Origin of the sequence: Scandinavium hiltneri (assembly GCF_024764835.1) — a bacterium.
GTDB lineage: Bacteria > Pseudomonadota > Gammaproteobacteria > Enterobacterales > Enterobacteriaceae > Scandinavium > Scandinavium hiltneri.
In genome coordinates this window covers 314,926-334,127 of the sequence record NZ_JALIGE010000076.1, presented here as the reverse complement: position 1 = coordinate 334,127, position 19,202 = coordinate 314,926, and the positions used below count along the sequence as shown (strand labels likewise).

21 protein-coding genes are annotated in these 19,202 nt (G+C 53.0%); 10 read left to right on the top strand and 11 right to left on the bottom strand.

The window, feature by feature from the left end:
* Position 1 precedes the first annotated feature (1 nt).
* The 3 genes from pqiB to rmf all read left to right on the top strand — a co-directional run bounded on the left by pqiB (position 2) and on the right by rmf (position 2,622).
* Positions 2-1,642 (top strand): intermembrane transport protein PqiB, encoded by a 1,641-nt coding sequence (pqiB, locus tag MUU47_RS19095; protein WP_258989737.1) that lies wholly within the window; start codon positions 2-4, stop codon positions 1,640-1,642.
* Positions 1,639-2,199 (top strand): membrane integrity-associated transporter subunit PqiC, encoded by a 561-nt coding sequence (pqiC, locus tag MUU47_RS19090; protein ID WP_258989736.1) that lies wholly within the window; start codon positions 1,639-1,641, stop codon positions 2,197-2,199. The genes pqiB and pqiC overlap by 4 nt, the downstream gene beginning before the upstream one ends.
* 255 nt (positions 2,200-2,454) lie before the next feature.
* Entirely contained in the window at positions 2,455-2,622 is a 168-nt protein-coding gene (rmf, locus tag MUU47_RS19085) for a ribosome modulation factor (RefSeq protein ID WP_054179110.1), read from the top strand.
* 79 nt (positions 2,623-2,701) lie between these two features.
* On the opposite strand, the gene fabA is transcribed toward rmf, so the two are convergent.
* Positions 2,702-3,220, bottom strand: a complete 519-nt coding sequence (fabA, locus tag MUU47_RS19080; RefSeq protein ID WP_159753642.1) for a bifunctional 3-hydroxydecanoyl-ACP dehydratase/trans-2-decenoyl-ACP isomerase — start codon at positions 3,218-3,220, stop codon at positions 2,702-2,704.
* Between the two features lie 69 nt (positions 3,221-3,289).
* Complete coding sequence (locus MUU47_RS19075) at positions 3,290-5,047, bottom strand: AAA family ATPase (protein WP_258989735.1); 1,758 nt, start codon at positions 5,045-5,047, stop codon at positions 3,290-3,292.
* A 184-nt stretch (positions 5,048-5,231) separates the two neighbouring features.
* Here MUU47_RS19075 and matP point away from each other — a divergent pair, with 184 nt between their 5' ends.
* Positions 5,232-5,684: a macrodomain Ter protein MatP gene (matP, locus tag MUU47_RS19070; protein ID WP_258989734.1), complete on the top strand. Its 453-nt coding sequence runs from the start codon at positions 5,232-5,234 to the stop codon at positions 5,682-5,684.
* 63 nt (positions 5,685-5,747) lie between these two features.
* Here the strand turns inward: matP and ompA are convergent, their stop codons facing one another.
* Both ompA and sulA read right to left on the bottom strand, forming a co-directional pair.
* Positions 5,748-6,800: a porin OmpA gene (gene ompA / locus MUU47_RS19065; protein WP_258989733.1), complete on the bottom strand. Its 1,053-nt coding sequence runs from the start codon at positions 6,798-6,800 to the stop codon at positions 5,748-5,750.
* Positions 6,801-7,156: 356 nt separating this feature from the next.
* The gene (gene sulA / locus MUU47_RS19060) at positions 7,157-7,654 is read right to left on the bottom strand and encodes an SOS-induced cell division inhibitor SulA (protein ID WP_159773258.1); all 498 of its coding nucleotides are present in this window, start codon (positions 7,652-7,654) and stop codon (positions 7,157-7,159) included.
* Between the two features lie 217 nt (positions 7,655-7,871).
* Here sulA and MUU47_RS19055 point away from each other — a divergent pair, with 217 nt between their 5' ends.
* Positions 7,872-8,501, top strand: coding sequence for a TfoX/Sxy family DNA transformation protein (locus MUU47_RS19055; protein ID WP_258989732.1), 630 nt, complete (start codon positions 7,872-7,874; stop codon positions 8,499-8,501).
* Here the strand turns inward: MUU47_RS19055 and yccS are convergent.
* Together yccS and MUU47_RS19045 are read right to left on the bottom strand one after the other, a co-directional pair.
* On the bottom strand, positions 8,482-10,617 hold the full coding sequence (yccS, locus tag MUU47_RS19050; RefSeq protein WP_258989731.1) for a YccS family putative transporter: 2,136 nt from the start codon (positions 10,615-10,617) through the stop codon (positions 8,482-8,484). The two genes, MUU47_RS19055 and yccS, sit on opposite strands and share 20 nt — an antisense overlap.
* A 17-nt stretch (positions 10,618-10,634) precedes the next feature.
* Positions 10,635-11,081 carry a YccF domain-containing protein gene (locus MUU47_RS19045; protein WP_258989730.1) on the bottom strand — a complete coding sequence of 149 codons (447 nt, stop codon included), beginning with the start codon at positions 11,079-11,081 and terminating at the stop codon, positions 10,635-10,637.
* 124 nt (positions 11,082-11,205) lie between these two features.
* Between MUU47_RS19045 and helD the strand changes: the two genes are divergently transcribed.
* Complete coding sequence (gene helD, locus MUU47_RS19040; protein WP_258989729.1) at positions 11,206-13,260, top strand: DNA helicase IV; 2,055 nt, start codon at positions 11,206-11,208, stop codon at positions 13,258-13,260.
* A 73-nt stretch (positions 13,261-13,333) separates the two neighbouring features.
* On the opposite strand, the gene mgsA is transcribed toward helD, so the two are convergent.
* Both mgsA and csgI read right to left on the bottom strand, forming a co-directional pair.
* Positions 13,334-13,792 (bottom strand): methylglyoxal synthase, encoded by a 459-nt coding sequence (gene mgsA / locus MUU47_RS19035; protein WP_159773248.1) that lies wholly within the window; start codon positions 13,790-13,792, stop codon positions 13,334-13,336.
* 94 nt (positions 13,793-13,886) lie between these two features.
* Complete coding sequence (csgI, locus tag MUU47_RS19030) at positions 13,887-14,549, bottom strand: curli synthesis inhibitor (protein WP_258989728.1); 663 nt, start codon at positions 14,547-14,549, stop codon at positions 13,887-13,889.
* Between the two features lie 168 nt (positions 14,550-14,717).
* On the opposite strand from csgI, the gene MUU47_RS19025 reads away from it, so the two are divergent.
* Positions 14,718-15,131 (top strand): CoA-binding protein, encoded by a 414-nt coding sequence (locus tag MUU47_RS19025; protein WP_258989727.1) that lies wholly within the window; start codon positions 14,718-14,720, stop codon positions 15,129-15,131.
* Positions 15,132-15,321: 190 nt separating this feature from the next.
* Here the strand turns inward: MUU47_RS19025 and hspQ are convergent, their stop codons facing one another.
* Both hspQ and rlmI read right to left on the bottom strand, forming a co-directional pair.
* On the bottom strand, positions 15,322-15,639 hold the full coding sequence (gene hspQ / locus MUU47_RS19020; RefSeq protein WP_258990561.1) for a heat shock protein HspQ: 318 nt from the start codon (positions 15,637-15,639) through the stop codon (positions 15,322-15,324).
* Positions 15,640-15,702: 63 nt separating this feature from the next.
* Positions 15,703-16,893, bottom strand: a complete 1,191-nt coding sequence (rlmI, locus tag MUU47_RS19015; protein ID WP_258989726.1) for a 23S rRNA (cytosine(1962)-C(5))-methyltransferase RlmI — start codon at positions 16,891-16,893, stop codon at positions 15,703-15,705.
* Positions 16,894-17,091: 198 nt separating this feature from the next.
* Between rlmI and MUU47_RS19010 the strand changes: the two genes are divergently transcribed.
* The 3 genes from MUU47_RS19010 (at position 17,092) to yccX (ending at position 18,804) form a co-directional block, all read left to right on the top strand.
* Positions 17,092-17,649 carry a kinase inhibitor gene (locus tag MUU47_RS19010; RefSeq protein ID WP_258989724.1) on the top strand — a complete coding sequence of 186 codons (558 nt, stop codon included), beginning with the start codon at positions 17,092-17,094 and terminating at the stop codon, positions 17,647-17,649.
* A gap of 16 nt (positions 17,650-17,665) precedes the next feature.
* Positions 17,666-18,454 carry a helix-turn-helix domain-containing protein gene (locus MUU47_RS19005; protein WP_258989722.1) on the top strand — a complete coding sequence of 263 codons (789 nt, stop codon included), beginning with the start codon at positions 17,666-17,668 and terminating at the stop codon, positions 18,452-18,454.
* A 68-nt stretch (positions 18,455-18,522) separates the two neighbouring features.
* Positions 18,523-18,804, top strand: coding sequence for an acylphosphatase (yccX, locus tag MUU47_RS19000; RefSeq protein ID WP_258989721.1), 282 nt, complete (start codon positions 18,523-18,525; stop codon positions 18,802-18,804).
* On the opposite strand, the gene tusE is transcribed toward yccX, so the two are convergent.
* The gene (gene tusE / locus MUU47_RS18995; RefSeq protein ID WP_258989720.1) at positions 18,801-19,130 is read right to left on the bottom strand and encodes a sulfurtransferase TusE; all 330 of its coding nucleotides are present in this window, start codon (positions 19,128-19,130) and stop codon (positions 18,801-18,803) included. The genes yccX and tusE overlap by 4 nt on opposite strands.
* Positions 19,131-19,202: the final 72 nt, after the last annotated feature.

Sequence of the window (19,202 nt, the reverse complement as noted above, 5' to 3'; positions counted from 1 at the left end):
CATGGAAAACAAGAGTGGAGAGGCGAAAGTGCAGAAGGTGAAGAACTGGTCGCCAGTGTGGATCTTTCCCATCGTTACCGCGCTCATCGGCGCATGGATCCTCTTTTATCACTACAGCCATCAAGGGCCAGAAGTCACCCTGATGACCACCAACGCTGAAGGTATTGAAGGCGGGAAAACCCGCATCAAGAGCCGCAGCGTGGATGTCGGCGTGGTGGAAAGCACAACCCTGACGGACGATCTGACGCACGTTGAAATCAAGGCGCGTCTGAACACCGGTATGGAAAAACTACTGCACGGTGATTCGGCCTTTTGGGTCGTGAAACCGCAGGTTGGGCGCGAGGGTATCAGCGGCCTTGGTACGCTGTTATCGGGCGCTTATATTGAACTTCAGCCAGGGACTAAAGGCGCTGAGCCTGAGAAATTCCAGCTCCTGGATTCCCCCCCGCTTGCGCCACCGGATGCGAAAGGTATCCGCGTTCTGCTCGAAAGTAACAAAGCAGGGCAGCTTTCTCCGGGCGATCCGGTTCTGTTCCGCGGTTATCGCGTGGGGTCGGTCGAAACCAGTAGCTTCAATGCCGATAAGCGCAGCATTACTTACCAATTGTTTATCAGCGCGCCGAATGACCGCCTGGTCACCACCAACGCCCGTTTCTGGAAAGACAGCGGTATTGCGGTGGATCTGACTTCTGCCGGTATGCGCGTAGAAATGGGATCGCTATCGACGCTGTTCGGTGGTGGCGTGAGTTTTGACGTGCCTGACGAACAGTCACTGGGCGAGCCGGTGGCGAATAAAACGGAATATCATCTGTTTGACGATCAGCGCTCCATTCAGGATGCGATGTATACCCAGCATGTTGACTACGTGATGTTCTTTAAAGATTCTGTTCGTGGCCTTCAGCCTGGCGCTCCGGTGGAATTCCGTGGCATCCGTCTGGGGACGGTGGGCAAAGTGCCGTTCTTCATTCCGGGCCTGCATCAGCGCTTGAGTGATGATTTCCGCATTCCGGTCCAGATACGTATCGAGCCTGAGCGTCTGGTTAACCAACTGGGCGGCGATCCGGATATTCGCAGTCATCTGGATACTCTGATTGAACGTGGCCTTCGTGGCTCGCTCAAGTCGGGTAATCTGGTGACCGGGGCGCTTTACATCGATCTCGACTTCTATCCGAAAGCTGAACCGCGCGGCAAGTTCCGCGAGTTTGGTGGTTTTGACATTATCCCGACCGTGAGCGGTGGGCTGGCGCAAATCCAGCAACGCCTGATGGATGCGCTGGATAAAATCAATAATCTGCCAATCAATCCGTTGATTGAACAGGCCACAAACTCGCTGGCGGAAAGCCAGAAAACCATGAAGCACGTGCAGGCGACGCTGGATAATCTGAATAAGATTACCGGTAGCCAGTCGATGCAGGACCTGCCAGCCGACATGCAGAAAACGCTGCGTGAGCTGAACCGTAGTATGCAGGGCTTCCAGCCTGGTTCTGCGGCATACAACAAAATGGTCGGCGATATGCAGCGCCTGGATCAGGTACTCCGTGAACTGCAGCCCGTGCTGAAAACACTCAACAATAAGAGCAACGCGTTGGTGTTCGAAGCGAAGGATAAAAAGGATCCGCAGCCGAAGAGGGCGAAAGAATGAAAAAATGGCTACCCGTAGCATTAGCTTGCCTGCTGTCGGCGTGCAGCAGCAGTGACAACAAAACTTACTATCAACTGCCTCTTCCTCAGGCTGGCGTGCAAAGCACGGCCAGCCAGGGCAGTCACCTGCTGTGGGTTGAGCAGGTGAGCATCCCTGATTACCTCGCCGGAAACGGCGTGGTGTATCAGACCAGTGATGTTCAGTATGTAATTGCGAACAATAACCTGTGGGCAAGCCCGCTGGACCAGCAACTGCGTACTACGCTGGTGGCGAACCTCAGCACTCAGCTTCCGGGCTGGGTTGTTGCGTCGCAACCGCTGGGCAGCGACCAGGACACCCTCAACGTCAATGTGAGCGGTTTCCACGGCCGTTATGACGGGAAGGTGATTGTGAGCGGAGAGTGGCTCCTGAACCATCAAGGGCATCTAATTAAGCGTCCGTTCAATATCGAGGTCAAACAGCAGCAAGACGGCTATGACGCGATGGTGAAAACGCTGGCACAGGCCTGGAGTCAGGAAGCGACATCTATTGCACAGTCGATTAATCGCTTGCCATAAGTAAAATTCATCACCGTTAAAACCGCAGCAGACATGTTTCTGCTGCGGTTTTTTTGTTTTTGGGGTCAGACGGTTAGTTGTCCGGCTCCACAATTTTTGTACAAATGAACTTCTGAGTAGCTCACAAATATGACACTGGCGTGAATTTTGCGCATTGACGCTGTGGCGGATTCAGGGTATCCCTAATGTGTGGTTGCACATTTGATGACCACTGTTTTCTTTTCCACCAGACTCAAAAAATGAGGGAAACGAGGCATGAAGAGACAAAAACGTGATCGCCTGGAACGGGCACATCAACGTGGGTACCAGGCTGGCATCGCTGGCAAATCAAAAGAAATCTGTCCTTATCAGACCTTAAACCAAAGGTCGCACTGGCTGGGAGGCTGGCGAGAAGCCATGGAGGACAGGGCAGTAATCGCCTGATGCTGTCTCTTTAAAACAAAGAAGCCTCTGCATGCAGAGGCTTCGCCGTTTCTACGCACCCGGAAGTGCGTTAAACGCATCAGAACGCAGAAGTGTCCTGGAACAGACCCACTTTCAGGTCAGTCGCTTCGTAGATGCGATGACCGTCAACCAGGACTTCACCATCAGCGATACCCAGGATCAGACGGCGGTTGATCACGCGTTTGAAGTGGATGCGATAGGTCACTTTTTTCGCGGTAGGCAGAATTTGGCCAGTGAATTTCACCTCGCCAACGCCCAGTGCGCGGCCTTTGCCTTCGCCGCCGAGCCAGCCCAGGTAGAAGCCGACCAGCTGCCACATGGCATCCAGGCCCAGGCAGCCAGGCATTACCGGGTCGCCGATGAAGTGGCAACCGAAGAACCACAGGTCAGGATTGATATCCAGCTCTGCTTCCACGTAGCCTTTATCGAAGTTACCGCCTGTCTCGGTCATTTTGATGACACGATCCATCATCAGCATGTTGGCTGACGGAAGCTGCGGGCCTTTTTCGCCAAACAGTTCGCCGCGTCCGGAGGCAAGAAGATCTTCTTTTGAATAGGATTCGCGTTTATCTACCATGTTTTCAGTAAGCCTTATTTTGAGTTCGCGACGCAGGATAGCTAACACGTGTACGCTGAACAAGTCCGATCAGTTTGAATGAAACCAGTTTAACCAGCGCATTGCCCACGGGCGATGACGCGTATCCTGCTGATTTGCCTGAGCAATACGTTCCTGAATGGTTTGCAGAAGCGTGGTCTGGCCTTCGCCGTCCCAAATCAACTGCGTCAATAGTGGCAACGCATCCGTCACATCATCAATTGCCCAGAGTGAGAATTCACCGGCTTCCACTGCTTTCTGTACGTCCTGCGCAAGGCTGAGATGACGCACGTTTGCAGAAGGAATGATAATCCCCTGTTTCCCGGTCAGGCCGCGCTGTTGACAGATAGCAAAGAAACCTTCAATTTTTTCATTGAGACCGCCTACCGGCTGCGCACGACCAAACTGGTCAACGGACCCAGTGATGGCCATGCTCTGATTGACCGGCACGTTCGACAGGGCACTGATCAGGGCACACAATTCGGCCATTGATGCGCTGTCTCCGTCGACTTCGCTGTACGACTGCTCGAAGGTGAGAGACGCGGAGAAGGGGATCTGTTGGTCCAGGCCCAGTTCAGCCATCAAAAACGCCTGCATAATCATCATGCCTTTGGCATGGATGTTACCGCCGAGCTCTGCTTTGCGTTCGATATCCGTGAACTCACCGTCACCAATGTGAACTACGCAACTGATACGCGAAGGTTCACCGAAGGCGCGCGGGTGACCTGGAAATTCGACCACAGACAGGGCGTTAATCTGGCCTATCTGTTCGCCTTCCGTTTCGATAAGGATCTGTTCAAGCAGAATTTCATCCTGCATGCGCTCTGCCAAATAACCTTCACGCCACTGGCGTTGAACCAGCATGGTGTTCAGCTGTTCTGCGCTAAAACGTTCACCTTCACTGAAGGCAGCGGCTTCACGCAGCTGGCGGCCAATCCACAGTGGGCACAACGGCAGCGCCTGTTGGTCACCGGTGTATCGTGCGCCTTCCTGAATGAGCAGCGGCCAGGCGTCGGTATCGGGGCCAGGTAAATTCAGACCGCGGGCAATATGCCACACCCACTGACACCAGAGTTTCTGCGAATCTTCATCAACGACCTGCAGATTATCTTCATATTCACTGTAGATGGCTTTTTCGCACAGTTCCGGCTCCATGTCCTGGAAATCGGCCAGCGATTCACGCTCACCAACCAGCATCACCTTCAGCGACAGCGGCATAGAAGGAATGCTGACGGGCAGGGGACGGGCATCGTCAAAGGTCAGCCAGTCAAAACGCTGATGGGAGACGATGTTCTTCAGCCGCATCCACAGCAGCGGCTGAGAAAGCAGGCTGCGTAAGGAGAGGATTAAAACGCCGCCGTTAGCCTGATGCACGAGACCTGGCTGGAGGCTGATTTCACCATTGAACTGACGAACACAGCCAAACAGTTGCTCGGCTTCAACCCAATCAGCCTGAATTACTGGCCTCTGGCTTGCGAAATTGTCTTCGGGCGAGGTGCCCTCAGTCAGGGTAACCTGATTGCCGCTGACCGTGTAACGGACACCACAGAGCGGCTGTGCATCGTCGCGACGTTCGCGAGTGGCATCGCTCAGTAACTGTAGATACTCAGGTTCTTCCGGGGCTTTCACCAACAGGAAGTCAGATATGGCCTGAGGATAGAGGAATTGATCCAGCGCGTAGTGCAGGCGTGCCTGCAGTTCGCCGGGTAAGGAATCGGTTTCGGTTGCCAAATCAGGCTGGGCAAACAGCGTCTGATAAGCCTCAAGATCGGGGGCTAAATCGCGCCGTGAAAGTTTTGTAATCGTCAAAGTCGCTGTTTTTTAGTCAGATGTAAAGCGGGTGATTATACCTCAAGGCGACACTCAGCACACGGGGATTAGCGGGCAACTTTCTGAAGGAGAATAGCCTCACTCGCTCAGGGCGATTTCTTCTCAGCACATCAGCAAAAACCTGTTATCCTGAAATGAGTTACACGGTCACATTGAGATCGCAATGAAATATCAACAACTGGAAAACCTTGAAAGCGGCTGGAAATGGAAGTACCTGGTTAAAAAGCACCGGGAAGGTGAGCTGATCACCCGCTACATTGAGGCCAGCGCTGCGCAAGATGCGGTAGATACCTTGTTGACGCTCGAAAACGAACCTGTACAGGTCAACGACTGGATTGAGCAGCACATGAATCCGGCGCTGTTTAATCGTATGAAGCAAACAATTCGAGCGCGACGTAAGCGTCACTTCAACGCCGAGCATCAGCATACTCGCAAGAAGTCTATCGACCTGGAGTTTATCGTCTGGCAACGCCTGGCGGGCCTGGCACATCGCCGGGGTAAGACTTTGTCGGAGACGATAGTGCAGTTAATTGAGGATGCGGAAAACAAAGAGAAGTATGCGAGCAAGATGACAACGCTCAAGCAAGATTTGCAGGCGTTGTTAGGGAAAGAGTAGTAACCCACCTGAATTCAGAATATAAAAAACCCCGCGTTGCGGGGTTTTTTATTAGACGATAACTTAAGCCTGTGGCTGAGTTACAACGTCTTTGCTACCTTTAACTTCGATCTCTACGCGACGATCTGGAGCCAGGCAATCGATCAGTGCAGCGCGAGCTTTCACGTTGTCACAGGTGTTGCCGGTAACTGGGTTAGATTCGCCCATACCACGTGGGGAGATCTTGTTAGCCGGGATACCTTTAGATACGAGGTAATCGACAACAGACTGTGCACGCTGCTCAGACAGTTTCTGGTTGTAGGAATCAGAACCGATACGGTCGGTGAAGCCCAGAACCACTACTGAACCGTCTTTAGGATCCAGGTTGCTCAGCTGGGAGTACAGCTGATCCAGTGCCTGCTGACCTTCTGGTTTCAGAGTCGCTTTGTTGAAGTTGAACAGAACGTCAGACTTCAGAGTGAAGTGCTTGGTCTGTACTTCTGGAGCTGGAGCTGGAGCCGGAGCTACAACTGGAGCAACATCGTCCTGGCCGAAGCGGTAAGAAACACCAACGCTCAGCATGGTGTTATCAGGACGAACACCTACGGTGCCTGCGTCGCCGATGTTGTTAACCCACTGGTATTCCAGACGGGTAGCGATGTCACGGGTCACTGCCCACTCAACGCCGCCAGCAACTACTGGGGAAACACCGGTGTCGTGGTTGTCGCTGGTTTGGTTGTTGCTGGAGTCAGCGCGCCATACCATGCCGCCCAGACGGGTATAAACGTCCAGATCGTCGGTTACCGGGTAACCCAGTTTAGCAGTCAGCTGAACGCCTTGAGCTTTGAATGCGCCGTTAGTTACGTCGCCTTTATAAGGCATACGGCCCAGCCAGTCATAACCCATTTCGAAACCAACATACGGGTTTACCTGGTAACCACCGAACGCACCTGCGCCGAGCTGGCTGTCGTGGGTTGGACCGTTGTTGTTCAGGGAGCTGTCATACCAGCCAGTATCATGGAACTGAGACCAGCCCAATTTACCACCAGCATACCAGGTGTTATCTTTCGGTGCGGCTTGCGCTACAGTAGCGAAGCCTGCCAGTGCCACTGCAATCGCGATAGCTGTCTTTTTCATTTTTTGCGCCTCGTTATCATCCAAAAATCGCCATGAATATCCATTTAGAAGTTCACGGTTAAATCCTTCACCGGGGGCGGAGCCTAATTCAGTAACTACGCCGTAATCTGTGGCTTAAGCCGATCACCCCTGGCGATGTAAAGTCTACAACGTACTCGAAAACTTACAAGTGTGAACTCTGTCAGGCATATGAAAAAAAAAGAGTTGTATACACAATATTTAACATTTATGTTGAATTTTTGTGCCGAGCAAAATGCTGAGAACCGCACCAGACAAGCATTTTCCTAAATTAACCCGCAAAAAATAGCGGGTTATAGACAGGGTAAAAAAAATGCTAGGAATAATCCTAATTTTACTCAATGATACAAATTAGAGTGAATTTTAAGGCCAGAAAACTGTCTCGTGGGCAGGGAAGTGGTTCTGACAGGACGCATAATAAAGCCCATTGCGTTACCTTCTTCGGCCGCAATCGTGAGTCGATGATGTTCATCTTCGCTCAACTCTTCGGTAACCCAGCCAATAACAACACTATAGTTCCCGGTACGAAGTGCGCGAATCATAGATTCAAGCGTCATTTCTGGCAACATTTGGCTAACTTGCATAACTTTAGACAGCGGAAGGCCCGATGCCTGAACCCACTGTCGACTCAGTTTCTGCTGCGGCGTGAGCCACAGCTGCCAGCGATCTTGCTGGCCAAGCTGCTGTAAAAGGGGTAACAGCAGCAGTTGAGTCATCATCGGCTGATCCTCACGATAAAGCACTTCGCTGATAAGCCCAGTAGAACTGTGCTGTGGATGGTCGACTGCAGTTGCAGAAACCATTGATGTGCGATTTGCATAACCTGAAGTGTACATAGTGAATCCCGCCCTGTGGGTTACTGTATGAATATACAGTATACCTGGTCAGACGAAAGATCAACTTCATTTTCTGAAAGCTCCTCGCAAATATTGCACAGAATAGGACCTCTGGATAAGAACCTCTTGCCCCCGTAATTGAACTTCCTTATGTTCTTCATTAACGGATCCGCTATCAAAACCCTTTCATATAACTGCATGATTACAGGACAGAATCATGGGAAAAATATCAATTAAAAGGATCTATCAGTGTGAAGAATGTTTGTCTTCTCTGGGGAAAATTCATCACCGTGCATTGTTTGGGGGATATAGCCTTTCCATTGATGACACCGTCTTCGCCATGGTGGCTCATGGAGAGCTTTACCTCCGGGTGTGTGAACAAAGTGCGACCTATAATGTGGCAACGCCACAGCGGTTGTTAACGCTTGTTAAGCGTGGCCGCCCGATATCGCTAAATTACTATTGGGTCGACGAAAACCTTTGGCAGGATCAGTCTCTGTTATTGAACATGTCTGCGATGTCACTCCGTGGAGCGCAAAACGAGAAGCAGCGTCGAAGCGACCCACAGCGAATGCGTAACCTGCCCAATATCAGCTTTCAACTGGAGTTACTGCTGACGGAGGCGGGGATTCACGATCTGGACACGTTACAAAAGTTGGGCGCGGCGGCGGCGTGGTATCGACTGCGTGCTATGCGGAAGGATTTAAGTATCAATGTGCTGTTCGCACTTGAGGGGGCAATAACAGGAATACATGCGGCCATCATACCGTTGCACCGCCGTCAGCATCTCCTTGAGTGGGCAGAGACGCTGACGGGGAAAAAGAAGGCTATGCCCGAAGAGGGGTAACCTTCTGCTGCAGACGACAAAATTCCGGCAACAGGCTTACCATTAATCCAATCTGCTGGAGGACTAGCGGGGCTTTACTCTCTGAACCGGGGTCGAGGTGATGGATCCGTTCCATTAAGCCCGCCAGTGCCTCCTGCACGCGTTTTTCATCCGATGGTGAATGATGAAACGCGTCGTCAACATAACAAACTGCATCATCCAACAACGCCAGGATATCAGGGTTGGTTAACCGCTCCCGATGTGCCCCAAGCGCGGAAATGTAGCTGGTAAAGGTATGATTCAGGCAAAGCAGTCGAAAGGCCGTTTCCCGCATTTCTGCTGTCACGCGCGGCTCGGTAGACATGTTCGAGACCACGGATGCCAGTTCCGCATCGCGATTGTGCGCATCGCGGCGGGCAATGCGGTAGGGCAGGCGGTTATCGCGGCCCTGATGATATTGCTCCAGAATCGCATCCAGATAACGGCAGTTCGCATCTACAGCCCTCGCCATCACCGTCGGCAGATTACGGAACTTCCAGTCAGGCCAGATAAAGGTTACCGCCGCCCACGCGATGGCGCAGCCGATAAGCGTATCAATAATGCGTGGCAGGGCGACTTCAAACCCTTCCCCAAGCAGATTAAAACACAGCAGTACCAGCAGGGTGATAAACATCGTTGCATGGGCGTACTGAATATTTCGGAAGGCGAAGAACAGCACGCCGGTGAGCACAATCAGTAACAGCTGCCCTTCAATTGACGGCACCAACAGCAGCACCGGCAGGCCGATGGCCACGCCTATCAGTGTGCCGATAACACGAAGCGCCAGCCGGTGGCGCGTTGCATTATAGTTCGGCTGGCAGACAAACAGGCTGGTGAGCAGGATCCAGTATCCATGATTCATTCCGGTGAACTGTATAAACGCATAGCCCGCACAGAGAACCAGCGACATCCTGACCGCATGGCGGAACAGGGCTGACTCGGCGGAAAAGTTGCGGCTCAGTCGCAGCCAGACATCGCTGAACCCGTGCAGTCGGTCATCGGCCAACTGCGTTTCGGTCTCGCTCTGCGGCATGGCTAACTGCTGCTCCGACTCAATGGTCGCCAGCTGTGCGTCAATGGCGTGAAGGTTATTGAGCAGAAAACCCAGCGCTTTCATCTGCTCTTTATCGGCTCCGCTGGCGCTGACTCTCTCGAGCGCTGCATTCAGATGAGTGAAGGCCCGTTCAAAACGTGCGTCATGCTGATAGGGCGTGCGCAGTAAAATGGAGCGAGAAAGCTGCATACACGCCTGGGATTGCATCGAAAGTAGGCGTTGGAAGCGGAACATGACGTCGCTGTAGCGGAAGTTATCGCGTAAGGACTGATACTGCACATGCGAGGAACTGGCCCGCTCGTGGATATCCTGTGCTGCGAAATAATAATGCAGCGTGCGACGTGTGCCACGCTGTCCGCGATCGCCACGCAAACGGGTTAGCAGCGAGGCTTTGGTCTGATTCAGCGTGGCGACCAGCTGTCCGTTAGCCATCGCGAGTTCAACCAGCGGAGCCTGTGTTTCATTCTCGATATCCGGGTCGAAAAGTCGCGACTTGAGTTCCAGATAATGCGCGAGCTGTTCATAGCTGCGGGCGAGATTATCCTGCAATGGACGAATGGGGAAAATCAGATGGCCGGTCAGCGTCAGCAGGTTGTACCACACCGCGCCCGCGAGCAGCAGTAGCGGTTGTTGATACCAGTGATTGTAAAGCGATACGCCGAGCATGGTATAGATGGCTATCAACAACGCGCCAAAGGCGATGGTCGCGTAGCGTTGCCCAAGGCCCCCCAGCAGGATGAAGCCACTGGTGGACAACGTCAGTCCGAGCGCAAAAGCCCATGGCCACGGGAATAGCAACTCAACGGATGCCGAGGCAATGAAGAAACATACCAGCGTGATAACGAGATTACGCAGTCGTCCGGCAAGCCTGTCATCGAGATCGGCCAGCGCAGCAGCCACCACCCCAAGCGTCAGCGGGATGGTGAGTTTTACTTCGCCAAGGCACCACGGCAGTGCAGCGGTTCCGCACAGCGCGATAAAAATTCTGGCGTTATACAGCCAGACGCTGTTCCAGGTATAACGGCGCAATATTGGGCTTAGCATGCGGTAATCAGTCCCGATCATTGAAATCGGCGACGCGCATTGGCTTCACGCGCGGCACGGGCAGTTTCTACGGAAACCACGCGGCGGCCAACAGGCCACAAAGCGATAGCGGCAATCTTAAAGTTGGCGATCCCCACTGGAATTCCAATGATAGTAATACACTGCGCAATGCCCGCGACGATATGCGTCAGGCACAGCCACCAGCCGAACAGCACGAACCACAGAATGTTCAGCAGCGTACCGCCGGTATTCAACAGCCCACTTTTTTCACCAGGACTCAGCTCATCCACATGCACGGCTTCATTACCGAACGGCAGAAACGACAGTTTTGTGATTTCCCAGCAGGAGCGGGTCAGCGGTAACGTAATGACCAACACCATGCTGACGACCGTAGCCAGCAGCCAGCCCAGCGTTGTAAGAAAACCACCCAATACAAAATTCAAAATATTCAGAACGGTACGCATATAACCTCTGTTCAGTCCTGTGAAAAGAAAGACCCGACGATTGTAACGTTTTTTAGCGCTGGAGCACCTGGAATCTGGCGGTTACACTGTCATACATAAGTCTACATCCGGGATTTGGCAAGACATGGAACTAAAAGCAACAGCCCTCGGCAAACGCATGGCGCAGCACCCCTACGACCGGGTAGAACTCCTGAATGCTGGGGTTAAAGTCTCTGGCGATCGTCATGAATACCTGATTCCGTTTAATCAGCTGACCGCCATTCATTGCAAGCGCGGCCTGGTGTGGGGCGAGCTGGAGTTCGTTCTGCCGGATAACAAAGTGGTTCGCCTGCACGGCACCGAATGGGCCGACACGCAGCGTTTTCATCATCACCTGCAAAGCTGCTGGCAGCAGTGGAGTGATGAAATGAGCGTCATTGCCGCTGACGTTTTACAGCAGCAGTTGACGGTTATCTCTCGCCACAGTGCGGAAGGTAAATGGCTGACTCGCGAGGCTGTTGGACAACTGCGCCAAAAAATTCTCAGTGCTCTGGAAGCGCTTCCTGTTCCTGTGGCGCGGCTGAACAGTTTCGACAACTGCCGCGAACTTTGGCAGCAGTGCCAGGCGTGGCTGAAAGACCGGGATACCAGCAGACTCAAGCATAACCAGGCATTTACTGAAACGATGCTTACGCAGTATGCCGCTTTCTTCCAGGGAATTGAATCCTCACCGCTCAACGATGCTCAGGCGCGTGCAGTGGTGAATGGCGAACGTTCGCTTCTGGTGTTGGCAGGTGCGGGCAGCGGTAAAACGTCGGTGCTGGTGGCCCGTGCTGGTTGGTTACTGACGCGCGGCGAAGCAGCTGCCGATCAAATTTTACTACTGGCGTTCGGTCGCAAAGCGGCGCAGGAGATGGACGAGCGCATTCGTGAGCGTCTCAACACCGAGGCCATCAGTGCAAAAACGTTCCATGCGCTGGCGCTGCACATTCTTCAACAGGGCAGCAAAAAAGTGCCGGTTATCAGCAAACTGGAAAATGACGCCGCTGCGCGCCAGTCGCTGCTGACAAAATGCTGGCAGCAACAATGTCAGGAGAAAAAGGTGCAGGCCAAAGGCTGGCGACAGTGGCTTGAGGAAGAAATGGAATGGAGTGTGCCGGAGGAGGACTACTGGCGCAACCCTAAAATTGTGCGTCGGATGGGCAGCCGCCTCGATCGCTGGGTCAGCCTGATGCGCAGCCATGGCGGTTCGCAGGCTGAAATGATCGAAAGCGCACCGGAAGAGATCCGTGAGCTGTTTGGCAAGCGTGTCAAGCTGATGGCTCCGCTGTTGAAAGCGTGGAAAACGGCGCTGAAAGACGAAGGTGCGGTTGATTTCTCCGGGCTGATTCATCAGGCCATTAACGTGCTGGAGAAAGGCCGCTTCATCAGCCCCTGGAAGCACATCCTGGTGGATGAGTTTCAGGACATTTCCCCTCAGCGCGCGGCACTGCTGGCGGCGCTGCGTAAGCAGAATTCACAAACCACCTTGTTTGCGGTGGGAGATGACTGGCAGGCAATCTACCGCTTTAGCGGTGCACAGCTATCCCTGACCACCGCGTTTACAGATTATTTCGGTGAAGGCGACAACTGCGCACTGGATACCACTTACCGTTTTAACAGTCGAATTGGCGAAATCGCGAACCGTTTCATTCAGCAAAACCCGCATCAGCTAAGTAAACCCCTGAACAGCCTGACGACGGGTGACAAGAAAGCCGTCACGTTACTGCCGGACGATCAGCTCGATGCCTTGCTCGATAAACTGAGCGGTTTTGCGAAGCCGGAACAGCGTATTTTGATTATGGCGCGTTATCACCATCTGAAACCCGCGGCGCTGGAAAAAGCAGCGACCCGCTGGCCGAAACTGCAGATTGATTTTATGACCATTCATGCCAGTAAAGGTCAGCAGGCAGATTACGCGATTGTGCTCGGTTTGCAGGAAGGCCAGGACGCGTTTCCGGCACCGGCTCGGGAGTCAGTCATGGAGCAGGCATTACTGCCGCAGCCGGAAGATTTCCCGGATGCTGAAGAAAGGCGTTTGCTGTACGTCGCCATGACGCGTGCGCGTCAGCGCGTGTGGCTGATGTTCAACAAGCGGGAGCCGTCGGTGTTTGTGGAGGTACTGAAAAATCTGGATGTGCCGGTCGCACGCAAACCGTGATTAAAGTGCTTGCTGGGCCTACTTTTTCAACCGTAGGCCCAGGCAAACGAAGTGCCGCCGGGCATTTCGCATATCACTTCAACCGTTCTGCCAGGTAACGCTGATAGTCTGGGATTTGAATATCGACCGGGGCGTTGAAGTTAGCCGACTGGATAATGAAATCCGCGGTGGAGACGTTGGTTGCTACCGGAATGTTCCACACGGTTGCCAGGCGCAGAAGGGCTTTTACATCCGGATCGTGCGGCACGGCGTTCAGTGGATCCCAAAAGAAGATCAGAACATCAATTTTACCTTCCGCGATCATCGCGCCGACCTGCTGATCGCCGCCCATCGGGCCGCTCAGCATTGCCGTGACGTCCAGGCCAGTTGCGCGTTGAACCAGATTACCGGTGGTGCCGGTGCCATAAAGTTCATGCTGCGCCAGCAGCGGCTGATGACGCTCAACCCAGGCTTTCAGCATCTGCTTACAATGATCGTGCGCGACCAGGGCGATATGTTTTCGGCCCGGTAGGGTACGGGTTGTCTGTTCCATAATTATTTTCCATCATTCAACATGTCGACAGATTACTGGAAGTGATTGTTGCTGCAAGCGGCAACGGCGAATTTTCCTGCGCTACGTCATGATATCAGGAGGATGGCTGCGATTTTGTCCATTCGAGAAAGCGGCTGCGGGTTTGCGGGTCGGCCAGCTGGAACCAGTATTTCAGCCGTTGTTCAGTCAATGTTTGCGACTGATAGGCTGGATTATCCAGCTCGTTGGTTTTCGATAACAGTGTGCTGTCGTCCGACTGTGGTGTGCTGGACTGCGTGCTGGAGGCTTGTTTATTGGCGACGTTGTACGCCTCCGTCGCCTTTTCATAATCGATGTTGGTCCCCGGCTGGGTGATCGCCAGAATATCGAGTTTGACAGGAATAGGCATTGCGTTGCCATCCAGCAGGCTGACGTGCGGCGTGGAGGTGAAGGTCTGCGTATCTTCCAGCGTTTCGAGCCGCGGCAGACTGAAGTTTATCTGGCCCACCAGCTGCGAGTTAAAGTTGGCGATAAGCGGCGGCGAGACATACAGCTGGCGATTCTGATCGGGCAATATAATCATTTTTTCAACGCGAAATACGAGCTGATGTGGGCCGTTATCCACCTCAAGGCTTTCTGCACCGCGTAACAGCAGGCTGGACACTTTCTTGCCGTCCAGTACCAGTAAATCAATGTCACCTGAGAGCCGAAGCGTCGTGGCGAATACGCTGACAGGCATCAGAAGCAACAGACACAATATGGTTATCCCCGTTCTCATCGCTATCTCCTGAAAAATGCCCTCTCGTAGAGTGTATCAAATCTTTACGAAATGGGTTTTTATTAACATATAGACATAATCCAGGGTTCTGCCCTCATACTCTGGTATGACTGAATGGATGGTGTATCAGGATTGTCGTACACTTTGCAAAATTGCCCGGAGGAAATAATGAAAGAGAACGAAATTGCTGGCATTTTGAACGAGACTCGAACCATCGCGCTGGTGGGGGCGAGCGATAAGCCGGACCGCCCAAGCTATCGGGTGATGAAGTATCTGCTGGACCAGGGTTATCACGTGATTCCGGTGTCACCGAAGGTGGCCGGCAAAACGTTACTCGGCCAGCAGGGCTACGGCACGCTGGCGGAAGTGCCTGAAAAAGTGGATATGGTGGATGTGTTCCGCAATTCAGAAGCGGCCTGGGGCGTGGCGCAAGAGGCGATTGCGATCGGGGCCAAAACGCTGTGGATGCAACTGGGTGTCATCAACGAACAGGCCGCCGTGCTGGCACAAGATGCGGGGCTCAAGGTGGTGATGGATAAATGTCCGGCGATTGAAATTCCGCGTCTGGGACTCGTGAAATAAGAAAAACCCCGCGTCGCGGGGTTTCAGACTGATGACAAACCTAAAACGATTGAGATACGAACAGAACGCACCAAATAAAAAACGAGGAAAATCAATTTATTGATTTTCGGCTGATAACCACAAAGCAGGAAAAACCACGCTTTTTCCTTCTTTGTCAGCAATCTCAAACCCCGCGTCGCGGGGTTTTTTATCAGTTGCGCAGGCGAGGTGCCTGAAGTTGTTGGCGAATGGTTTGCGCCAGTTCATCCATTGATGGCTGTTCCGGGTGCTCGTCGTTGGTTTCGTTTTGCAACTGGGCCTCCGCGAGGTACGTATGGACGGGTTCGCCGTCATCATCTTCCATCACCACGTGATACCACGGTGAAGTGCGCAGCTCATCATTCACCGCGACCTCATCATTCGAGGGCTCATCCAGGGAGTATTCCGGATCGATATCGACGATCACGCCAAGATACCCTAACAGCGAATGGCGGACTTGCTGGCCGATACCAAATTTGCTGGCAATCATCATAGTCACCTCCCAGGAAACATTACTGACATTAAATATGAGGGCAATGTTTCACTTTTCAACTTACATGACGCGACAGGCAAATCCTTTCAGATACAGCCCTTCCGGGTAGGTCGCGATCACCGGGTGATCGGCTGCCTGACGGAACTGCTCTATAAATTGTACATCACGCCCGGCATCAACTGCGGCATCGGCGATGATTTTTTGAAATAAATCTGTGGTCATCAGGCCGGAGCAGGAGTAGGTCATCAGCACGCCGCCCGGATTCAACAGCTGGATAGCCAGCATATTGATATCTTTATAGCCGCGACACGCGCCCATCAGCTGGTTTTTGTTTTCCACGAACTTCGGCGGATCCATTACGATCACGTCAAATTTTTCGCCATCATCGCGGTATTTACGCAGCAGTTTGAATACATCATCACGCACAAATTCTGCTTTGTTCAGATCAAGCTTGTTAAGCTCAACGTTCTGTTTGGCGATATCCAGCGCTTCCTGCGAGGTATCAACGCTGATGACCTGACGGCAGCCGCCCATCAGAGCAGAAACAGCAAAGCCACCGGTATAGGAGAAGCAGTTCAGCACGCGTTTGTCGGCTACGTAGCGACGCGTTGCCAGACGGCTGTCGCGCTGATCGAGGTAATAACCGGTTTTATGGCCATTCTGGATATCAACCAGCAGCTTCATACCGTGCTCTTCGATTGGCAGCAGGGCCGGTGGCATTTCACCTGTTACCGGGCCTTGCGTCAGTTCCATGCCTTCTTTTTTACGCACCGCCACGTCGCTGCGGTCGTAAATCGCGCAGTCCGGGAAACAGGTTTGCAGGGCGCTGATCAGCGCAGCACGCTGGTATTCTGCCCCGGCGCTCAACAACTGCAGCACCAGGAAGTTGCCGAAGCGGTCGATGGTCACACCCGGCAGGCCGTCAGACTCACCGGCAATCAGGCGGTAGCTGTCGAGACCATCCTTTTCTGCCAGCCAGTTACGCCAGGTTTGCGCGCGCTGTAAGCGACGCTCAAAGAAGGCGATATCGATGGTTTCTGCCTGATCAAAGGTCCAGACGCGAGCGCGGATCTGCGATGCCGGAGAGTACGCTCCGCGTGCCAGCCACTTACCCTGATGGTCAACAATATCAATGGTTTCACCGAGAGAGGCTTTACCTTCAATGCGCGCAACCGCGCCAGAGAAGATCCATGGGTGACGGCGAAGTAAGGATTTTTCGCGGCCTTTGGCTAACACTAAACGTACGCTCATAATTAATTGTTCTGTTGTTTCGAAGAAAATGGGCGCCATTTTCCCACGTCAGTGGGGAAATGCAACGAATTACGGGCCTGACACTGACCCGGGGCTCGATTGAGATGAGCGTTTCGGCACAAAAGCAAATCATACCCGCACAATAAATAACGGCGGCACCCGATACAGTCATGCTTTCCCCCTTAATGAGGACATAACATGAAACGTGCCATCGTATTGACCGCCGTCACCCTGGTGTGTGTCAGTTCCGCTGTATTCGCGGCTCCGGTATTAACTCTCAGTAGTGCGGATATCGACAGTCAGCATCCATTAACGGCTAAACAGGTATTTAACGGTTTTGGCTGTAGTGGTAAAAATATCTCTCCACAGCTCTCATGGTCACATGCGCCGGCAGGGACGAAAAGTTTCGCCATAACGGCGTACGATCCTAACGCGCCGACTGGCAGCGGCTGGTGGCACTGGACGGTGGTGAATATCCCGGCGAATATTCATGCGATCGCCGCGGGAGCAGGAGACAAAAGCCAGAGTAAATTACCGCCTTCAGCGGTTCAGGGTCGCAATGATTTCGGTTACGCTGGGTTTGGCGGCGCATGCCCACCGGCGGGGGATAAACCCCATCCTTATCAATTTACCGTCTGGGCGTTGAAAACCGATAAATTGCCGATAGACCGCCATTCCAGCGGGGCGATGGTCGGCTTTATGCTTCATAGCAATGTGATAGCTAAAGCTGAAATAACGGCAAATTACGGCAGATAAAAGGTAGGTGAATACGGTGCAGGCGTTACAGTTTCAGCATAAAAATTTGACGGCGGCGGAGGTGTGCTCCACCCAGATGCACCGTTTACACCGGGTCAAACTTTTTTCCGCGGCGATATGCCATGTGACGCAGGGCAGTAAAATTATTATTCAGGATGACAATCGTCTGGAGGCCACGCCGGGAGAGCTGATCATCATTCCGGCCAATACGCCGCTAGAGATTGTTAATCAACCTTCTCAAGGGACATTCCGCTCGGATCTACTGCTGCTTTCAGCCGGGTTGCTTAGCACATTTAAACGTAAATTTGTTGAAGATTACCCCGCCGCCAAAAACCTGTCGCTACTGTCGCCCATGAGCAACGGGCTGACATTCATGTGGAATAACCTGCTCACGGCAGTGCGCCAGGATTTACCTGCAACCTTGCAGGAGCATCAGGCGTTAGGGCTTTTGCTCGCGCTGCATCATGAGGGGCGCGCAGGCCCGTTGTTGATTGAACGACGATTCAACCTGAGTGAGCAGGTGCGCCAACTGATCATGCTGGCCCCGGCGAAAGGATGGACTGCAGAAGACATTGCCAGTCAGTTATCGCTCGGGACCTCAACGTTGCGGCGCAGGCTACAACATGAATCCCAAAGCTATCGGCAGATAATCGAAGAGGTACGGATGTCTTTTGCGCTGTCTCAACTGCAAACGACGCGTTTACCGATTGGCGAAATAGCCTTACGCAGCGGCTATCTTTCGAATTCACGATTTACTGCCCGATTTCGTGAGCACTATGGCTGTTTGCCAAAGAATGTGCGTTGAACATGATGCCTAAAGGACCACCGATAATTTGCTATTCTGATGATTCAGTTCAACAAGGGGGATCCGTTATGGCACAGGTGTGCACAATCTCATGGGTTCACGGCATGGTGCAGGGGGTTGGGTTTCGCTACAGCACGCAACGTGAGGCTTTAAAACTGGGGCTAACCGGCTATGCGCGAAATCTGGATGACGGCAGCGTCGAAGTGCTGGCGTGCGGGGAAGCGGATAAAGTAGAGCAACTGGTGGCGTGGCTAAAAGCGGGTGGACCGCGCAGCGCCCGGGTCGATAAAGTTCTGGCTGAACCGCAGCAACCCGGGAAAATCTGGACCGATTTCGGTATTCGCTATTAAATGCATTTCACCGGTTTTGGCAGGCCAGCAATCTTGGTGGCCTGCTTGGCCGGGCCTTTGGGGAACAGGCGATACAGATAACGGCTGTTACCTTTCTCTTCGCCGAACTTTTTCGCCATCGCTTTGACCAGCATACGGATAGCCGGTGAGGTATTGAACTCGAGATAAAAGTCTCGCACAAAGCGCACCACTTCCCAGTGCTCAGGGGACAGGGTGATAGCCTCTTTCTGCGCAATCACTTCTGCCAGGCCTTCGCTCCACTGGCTGCTCTCTTTCAGATAACCGTCGTTATCGATCTCTATTTCTTTGCCTTCAAAGTTCAACATATTCATTCATAGCCGTTATCAGAAACCGCCGCAGTGTAGCAAAAAACAAAGCCCCGCATAAGCGGGGCTTGA

Excerpts from the sequence above, each read along its gene's own strand:
- pqiB (WP_258989737.1), top strand. The coding sequence starts at position 2 with ATGGAAAACAAGAGTGGAGAGGCGAAAGTGCAGAAGGTGAAGAACTGG.
- pqiC (WP_258989736.1), top strand. The coding sequence starts at position 1,639 with ATGAAAAAATGGCTACCCGTAGCATTAGCTTGCCTGCTGTCGGCGTGC.
- rmf (WP_054179110.1), top strand. The coding sequence starts at position 2,455 with ATGAAGAGACAAAAACGTGATCGCCTGGAACGGGCACATCAACGTGGG.
- fabA (WP_159753642.1), bottom strand. The coding sequence starts at position 3,220 with ATGGTAGATAAACGCGAATCCTATTCAAAAGAAGATCTTCTTGCCTCC.
- matP (WP_258989734.1), top strand. The coding sequence starts at position 5,232 with ATGAAATATCAACAACTGGAAAACCTTGAAAGCGGCTGGAAATGGAAG.
- ompA (WP_258989733.1), bottom strand. The coding sequence starts at position 6,800 with ATGAAAAAGACAGCTATCGCGATTGCAGTGGCACTGGCAGGCTTCGCT.
- sulA (WP_159773258.1), bottom strand. The coding sequence starts at position 7,654 with ATGTACACTTCAGGTTATGCAAATCGCACATCAATGGTTTCTGCAACT.
- MUU47_RS19055 (WP_258989732.1), top strand. The coding sequence starts at position 7,872 with ATGGGAAAAATATCAATTAAAAGGATCTATCAGTGTGAAGAATGTTTG.
- yccS (WP_258989731.1), bottom strand. The coding sequence starts at position 10,617 with ATGCTAAGCCCAATATTGCGCCGTTATACCTGGAACAGCGTCTGGCTG.
- MUU47_RS19045 (WP_258989730.1), bottom strand. The coding sequence starts at position 11,081 with ATGCGTACCGTTCTGAATATTTTGAATTTTGTATTGGGTGGTTTTCTT.
- helD (WP_258989729.1), top strand. The coding sequence starts at position 11,206 with ATGGAACTAAAAGCAACAGCCCTCGGCAAACGCATGGCGCAGCACCCC.
- mgsA (WP_159773248.1), bottom strand. The coding sequence starts at position 13,792 with ATGGAACAGACAACCCGTACCCTACCGGGCCGAAAACATATCGCCCTG.
- csgI (WP_258989728.1), bottom strand. The coding sequence starts at position 14,549 with ATGAGAACGGGGATAACCATATTGTGTCTGTTGCTTCTGATGCCTGTC.
- MUU47_RS19025 (WP_258989727.1), top strand. The coding sequence starts at position 14,718 with ATGAAAGAGAACGAAATTGCTGGCATTTTGAACGAGACTCGAACCATC.
- hspQ (WP_258990561.1), bottom strand. The coding sequence starts at position 15,639 with ATGATTGCCAGCAAATTTGGTATCGGCCAGCAAGTCCGCCATTCGCTG.
- rlmI (WP_258989726.1), bottom strand. The coding sequence starts at position 16,893 with ATGAGCGTACGTTTAGTGTTAGCCAAAGGCCGCGAAAAATCCTTACTT.
- MUU47_RS19010 (WP_258989724.1), top strand. The coding sequence starts at position 17,092 with ATGAAACGTGCCATCGTATTGACCGCCGTCACCCTGGTGTGTGTCAGT.
- yccX (WP_258989721.1), top strand. The coding sequence starts at position 18,523 with ATGGCACAGGTGTGCACAATCTCATGGGTTCACGGCATGGTGCAGGGG.
- tusE (WP_258989720.1), bottom strand. The coding sequence starts at position 19,130 with ATGTTGAACTTTGAAGGCAAAGAAATAGAGATCGATAACGACGGTTAT.